The 5,711-nt window shown below is 65.8% G+C and carries 7 protein-coding genes and 1 pseudogene; 2 read left to right on the top strand and 6 right to left on the bottom strand.

All coding sequences use genetic code 11. From position 1 onward, the window contains the following. Nucleotides 1-159: 159 nt before the first annotated feature. Nucleotides 160-834: an energy-coupling factor ABC transporter ATP-binding protein gene (locus tag I71_RS20390; protein WP_042697204.1), complete on the bottom strand. Its 675-nt coding sequence runs from the start codon at nt 832-834 to the stop codon at nt 160-162. 156 nt (nt 835-990) lie between these two features. On the opposite strand from I71_RS20390, the gene I71_RS20385 reads away from it, so the two are divergent. Both I71_RS20385 and I71_RS20380 read left to right on the top strand, forming a co-directional pair. Then, nucleotides 991-1,308, top strand: a complete 318-nt coding sequence (locus tag I71_RS20385) for a type II toxin-antitoxin system Phd/YefM family antitoxin (RefSeq protein WP_244433946.1) — start codon at nt 991-993, stop codon at nt 1,306-1,308. Further along, nucleotides 1,289-1,555 carry a Txe/YoeB family addiction module toxin gene (locus tag I71_RS20380; protein ID WP_042697202.1) on the top strand — a complete coding sequence of 89 codons (267 nt, stop codon included), beginning with the start codon at nt 1,289-1,291 and terminating at the stop codon, nt 1,553-1,555. The genes I71_RS20385 and I71_RS20380 overlap by 20 nt, the downstream gene beginning before the upstream one ends. 55 nt (nt 1,556-1,610) lie before the next feature. Here I71_RS20380 and I71_RS20375 read toward each other — a convergent pair. The 5 genes and pseudogenes from I71_RS20375 to I71_RS20355 all read right to left on the bottom strand — a co-directional run bounded on the left by I71_RS20375 (nt 1,611) and on the right by I71_RS20355 (nt 5,614). Continuing rightward, nucleotides 1,611-2,374 (bottom strand): annotated as a pseudogene (locus I71_RS20375) (amino acid ABC transporter ATP-binding protein). 62 nt (nt 2,375-2,436) lie between these two features. Further along, the gene (locus I71_RS20370) at nt 2,437-3,141 is read right to left on the bottom strand and encodes an amino acid ABC transporter permease (RefSeq protein WP_085940757.1); all 705 of its coding nucleotides are present in this window, start codon (nt 3,139-3,141) and stop codon (nt 2,437-2,439) included. Nucleotides 3,142-3,145: 4 nt separating this feature from the next. After that, on the bottom strand, nt 3,146-3,793 hold the full coding sequence (locus I71_RS20365; protein WP_042697199.1) for an amino acid ABC transporter permease: 648 nt from the start codon (nt 3,791-3,793) through the stop codon (nt 3,146-3,148). Nucleotides 3,794-3,868: 75 nt separating this feature from the next. Next, the gene (locus I71_RS20360; protein ID WP_244433945.1) at nt 3,869-4,714 is read right to left on the bottom strand and encodes a transporter substrate-binding domain-containing protein; all 846 of its coding nucleotides are present in this window, start codon (nt 4,712-4,714) and stop codon (nt 3,869-3,871) included. A 51-nt stretch (nt 4,715-4,765) separates the two neighbouring features. Next, nucleotides 4,766-5,614, bottom strand: a complete 849-nt coding sequence (locus I71_RS20355) for a GntR family transcriptional regulator (protein WP_244433944.1) — start codon at nt 5,612-5,614, stop codon at nt 4,766-4,768. Between the last annotated feature and the right edge of the window lie 97 nt (nt 5,615-5,711).

The raw sequence follows: 5,711 nt of genomic DNA, 5'->3' as shown, positions 1-5,711 counted from the left end.
GGTCGTCCGCCATCTGGCCGGCAAGCTGACCGAGGCCCAGGTGAAGCAGTTGAAGTCCATGGGCCAGCACTGCCACCGTCACCAGCAGCAACCCGCCCAGCTTCGTCCCCGCCGGCAGGCGGTGGATGGCCGATTCCCGATGCAGGTAGAGCCCCAGCATCAGCCGAGCCGCTCGATGTAGGCCGGGACGGTCTCGGTGGGCGGGCCGTCGGCGACGATTCGGCCGTCCTCCAGAACCAGCGCCCGATCGAAGTCCTTCACCATGTCCAGGTCGTGGGTGACGACGATCAGCGTTTGCGGCAGTCCGCGCAGCAGCTCGATCACCTTGCGGCGGTTGCGAAGGTCTAGCAGGGTGGTCGGCTCGTCGAAGATGACATAGGCTGGTTCCAGCACCAGCACCCCGGCAATGGCGAGCAACTGCTTCTCGCCGCCGCTCATCTGGTGGGCCGGCTGGTGGCGGTAGCGGTCGAGGCCGTAGCGCTCCAGCGCGCCGGCGACCCTGCGCGCGATCTCGTCCTTCGGCAGCTTGCGCGCCTTCAACCCGAAGGCGAGATCCTCCTCAACCGTCGGATAGACGATCTGGGTGTCCGGATTCTGGAAGACGAAGCCGACCCGCTGGCGCACGGCGCGGCCGTCGCGGCGGGTATCCAGCCCATCGACGGTGACCGTCCCGGCGGTCGGAACGATCAATCCGTTCAGCAGGCGGGCCAGCGTGCTCTTGCCCGACCCGTTGCCACCGAGAATGGCGATGCGCCGCTCCGCCAGCCGCAGCGACAGATCGTGCAGGACGGGACGGTCGCAATAGGCGTGGGTGACGGACCGGAGTTCGATCATCGTGGAGAACGGAGCTTTCGCGTTGCAGTTCTGTTGCGCATGCGAAGGGTTCTTAGCCGGTTTGCCGGCGGGGTTCCAGGGGAGAGCGTGGCTGTGGCGACCTGGACTTGAAATCTGTTCGTATTTCTGTACATGCTGTGATCGGCGGACGCCTTGATGACCATCGAGGTACTGCGCGGCCTTACAGATTTGGTAGGCGCCTTAAAAATGGGACACATCAGTTACACCGACCTTAGAAACAACCTTGCCAGCGTGATGGATGAGGTCTGTGACAGCCGTGCGCCATTGACCGTCACCCGTCAGAAGGGACGCTCAGTGGTGATGATTTCCGAGGAAGAGTTCGAGGGACTGATGGAGACGCTTCATCTGCTGAAAAGTCCCAAGAACGCGGAACGGCTGCTCAGGGGCATCGCTCAACTTGATGCCGGCAAAGGCATCGAGCGGGACATTCTGAATGAAGAAGGTTTGGACTGACGGCGCTTGGGAAGATTATTTATATTGGCAGAAGAATGACAGGGCCGTGTTGAGGAAGGTCAACGACCTGATTCGCGACACGGAACGGAACCCGTTTTCGGGGATCGGCAAGCCTGAGCCATTGAAGGAAGGGCTTGCCGGCTGGCGGTCGCGCCGGATCACGGGCGAACATCGGCTGGTCTACCGGGTGACCGGGAATGGCGACGCCCAGGCGCTCGAAATCCTGGCCTGCCGGTATCACTACTGAGCCGCCATGAAGGCCGCCCCCCTTGTGGGCGGCCTTTCTTCATCGGCAAGCGGGATCAGAAGCTGTTCCGCTCGTGGTAAGTCTGCAGGAACTGCTGCACCCGCGGTTCCGTGGATTCATGGAAGACCTCGCGCGGGGTGCCGAAGGCGGCGATGCGTCCACGGTCGAGGAAGGCCACCTTGTCGGCGACGTTGGCGGCGAAGCCCATCTCGTGGGTCACCACCACCATGGTCATGCCATCGGCCGCCAGATCGCGCATGACCTGCAGCACCTCGCCCACCAGTTCGGGGTCGAGCGCCGAGGTCGGCTCGTCGAACAGCATCAGATGGGGTTCCATCGCGATGACGCGGGCGATGGCGACGCGCTGCTGCTGCCCACCGGACAGGCGGGCCGGGTAGCTGTCGGCCTTGGCGGCCAGACCGACCCGGTCCAGCATCCGGCGGGCGTGGGCGGTGGCGGCCGCCTTGTCCATGCCGCGAACCTGCACCAGGGCTTCGGCCACATTCTCCAGCGCGGTCATGTGGGGCCACAGGTTGAACTGCTGGAACACCATGCCGACGTTGCGGCGCAAGCTCCGCAGGTCGCGGTTCGACAGGCGGCGGCGCGGCGTGCCCTCGCTGTAGCCGACCAGCTTGCCTTCGATGCGGATCTCGCCGCGGTCGTAGACTCCCAGGAAGTGATGCAGCGCAAAACCGTGCTTTTGCCCGATCCGCTGGGACCGATCAGGCAGACGACCTCCGACTTGCTGACGGTCAGGTCGATGTCGCGCAGCACCTCGTTGGTGCCGAAGCTCTTGCCGACGCCGCGGATCGAAACCATCGGCACGGCGTCGCCCTGGTTTGCGGCGCGCGGCGGAGTGGCGGTTTGGGAAACGGCGGTCATCACGCCCTCGCGGTTGCGGTCTCGGACGACGACCCCTGCGGCGAGGCATGGGTCAGGAAACGGGTGACGCGCGTCTCCAGCCGGCGGCCCAGGCGCGACACCACCTCCACCAGCAGCCAGTAGAACAGCGCCATCCCCAGGATGGTCTCGAAGGTGGCGAAGGTCTCCGCCGCCATCGTCTGCATCTCGTACATCAGTTCCGGCACGGTGATGATCGACAGCACCACCGTCTCCTTGGTCAGGATCGCCATCATGTTGACGATGGCCGGGATGGTCGACACCAGCATCGCGGGCACGATCACGCGGCGCAGGATGGAGCCATAGGACATGCCGAGGCTGAGCGCCGCCTCCACCTGTCCCTTCGGCACCGCCTGATAGCCGGCGCGGAAGATCTCGGCGAAATAGGCGCTGCCGTAGATGCCAAGGCCGAGGATGCCGGCGGTCGTCGCCTCCAGCCGCAGGCCGATGGAGGGGCCGCCGCTGTAGAGCAGGAACAGCTGGATGAGGAAGGGCGTGCCGCGGATCACCTCGATGTAGGCGCGGATGATCCAGCGCAGCGGCTTCACCGGCACCTGCCGCAGCAGCATCAGCACGAAGCCCAGCGCCATGCCGATCAGGCAGCCGGCCCCCCAGCACAGGATGGTGACGCCGAAGCCGCGCAGCAGCGCCGGGCCGTACTGGACGAGGAGGGAAAGGTCCAACATCGGGTCAGGCCTGTTGCAGGCGGCGTTCGACCAGCGTGCCGAACAGGGCCAGCGCGCCGTTGATCGCCAGATAGATGAGGCCCGCCGCCAGATAGATTTCCAGCGGGCGGTAGTTGCTGGCCGAGATGGTCTGGCTGGTCCGCGTCAGTTCCGCCACCCCGACGACGGAGATCAGCGAGGACGCCTTCAGCAGGAGGATCAGCTCGTTGACCAGCGCGGGAACCGAGATGCGGAAGGCCTGCGGCAGCAGGATGCGCGTCCAGATTGACGATCCGGGGAAGCCCAGCGCCAGCGCCGCTTCCGACTGCCCGTGCGGGACGGCATTCAGCGCACCGCGGTAGATCTCCGACACATAAGCACCGGATGCGAGGCCGAGTGCCGCGATGGAGGCGACCAGCGGCGGCACGTCGATGCCGATCAGCGGCAGCATGTAATAGATCAGCAGCAGCTGGATCAGCAGCGGCACGCCGCGGAAGAAGCTGACATAGACCCCGCCGGCCATGTTCGCCACCCGCCCGCCGGACTGGCGCGCGACGCAGACGGCGACGCCGATCACCTGCCCCAGCAGCACGCCGAGCAGCGAGACCCAGATGGTCGTGACGGCCGCCCCCAGCAGATAGGGAAGGGCGTCGACGATGACGCTGAACTTCATTGGGTGGGCCTTCGTCGGCAGTCCCGGAACCAGCCCCCTTTCCCCGGAGGGAAAGGGGGCACTCCAAGACCCGCCTTACAGCTGCGGTTCCGGGACGGTGGTCGGCAGCTCCTGCGAGACGCCGAACCACTTCTTCTGGATGGCCGCCATGCGGCCGTCCTTCTGGATCTTCACCAGCGCGGCGTTGACCGCCTCGATCAGGCTCTTGTCGTCGTCGCTCGGGCGGCCGACCCAGGAGAAGTAGGACGGCTTGCCGAAGGGCGGCAGGACGACGGCGAAGGTGTCCTTGCGCTGGGCGGCGGCGAAGTTCAGGTTCGGCAGCGAGTTGACCGAGGCATCGACACGGCCGGCCGCCAGATCGGCGTAGGACTGGTTGCTGTCGACATATTCACGCACGTCCGGCGGCGTCGGCAGGGTCTGGCCGAATTCCTTCACCTGGGCCAGCTGCGAGGTGCCCTTGCCGCCGCCGACCTTCTTGCCGGCGATGTCCTCCGGCTTGTTGATGGTCTTGTCGTCGGCGCGCTTCATCAGGGCGGCGGTCGCCTCGGAAATCGGAACGGTAAAGGAATAGCGCTTCAGGCGCTCCTTGGTGATGGTGACCGGGGCGATCACCAGATCGAACTTCTTGGCTTCCAGGCCCGGCAGCACGCTGGTCCAGGGCAGGTCCATATACTTGGCCTTGACGCCCAGCTCCTTCGCCACCTCGTCGAACAGGTCCTTGTCGACGCCCTTGTATTCGTTGTTCTCAAGGAAATCGAAGGGCGGGAACTGCATCTCGGTGGCGACGGTGAAGACACCCGCCTTCTTGACGTCGGCCAGCGTGTCGGCCATCGCCGTGCCGGCGGCCGCACCGGCGACCAGCAGCGTGGCGCCCAGCAGCGCCGTCTTGAGCATCGTCCGAACCATAACCTTGCTCTCCATCGTGAAAGGACCCCCTGTTGTGGCCGGCGGCTATCGCCGGTCCTTTTGTCTTTACAAATTCAACTCGGTCGCGCTGTCGGTGATCGACGATCCGCTGAGGCTGAATCGGTCGCCGACCGACAGGAAATGCACCAGGGTCACCGGCCGGCTGAGATGCATGGTCTGCCGCCGGATCGACAGGCAGGCGGCACCGGCCTCCACCCCCAGCAGGGCGGCCATTTCCGCCGTGGCATTGACCGCACGCACGGTATGGTCGGCCGACGACCAGGGAACCCGGTCGACCAGCCATCGGCTGGGTGCCACGACATCGAAGGATTCGTCAACCACCTCGGGCACGACGTCCAGATTGACCAGCCGGCGTTCGTGCTGTATCGGCGTTCCGTCGCTGAAATGCAGGCATTCCAGCGCCAGGATCGGCGTTCCGTCGGGCAGGTCGGGCCAGCGGATGCCCTCGCCGTTGCGCAGAGACTTGCGGTCGCGGATGCGGAACTCGTAGACCCGCCCCTCGCGCGCCACGACATCGCCGATGTCCTCGATGGGCAAGGCGAAGCGGTCGCGGCGGCCGGTGGCGACGAAGGTGCCGGCACGGCGGCGCCGCACCAGGAACCCCTCGCGCGCCAGCAGGGCAATCGCCTTGTGGACGGTCTGGCGGGAGACGCCATAGAGGCTGGACAGTTCCGCCTCGTTGGGAAGACGTTGGCCGGTCTGCCAGCGTCCGCGCAGGATCTGGCCGGCGACGGCGCGCTTGATCTGGTCGAACAGGGGGCCGCGCCCGTCGAGGGCACTGTCCAGAGTGAGGCCGGCCTGGGCCGGACCGGCTTGCAGCGGATGTTCCGGCGGGGAAGCCGGTCCGTTGCCGCGGTTCTGTCCGGTCAGGCTTTGCCGTACCAATCCCTGCACCCGGCTCTCCGCACCGCGTTGCGATGTGACGTTTCGGCGAAAAGGTATGTACATAATCTTTCGGTCAATCGCGAATTCCCGGTCCCGCGGCCCTTGC

This window comes from Azospirillum sp. B506 (assembly GCF_000333595.1).
Lineage (GTDB): Bacteria > Pseudomonadota > Alphaproteobacteria > Azospirillales > Azospirillaceae > Azospirillum.
This window is presented reverse-complemented; position numbering and strand designations above follow the sequence as displayed.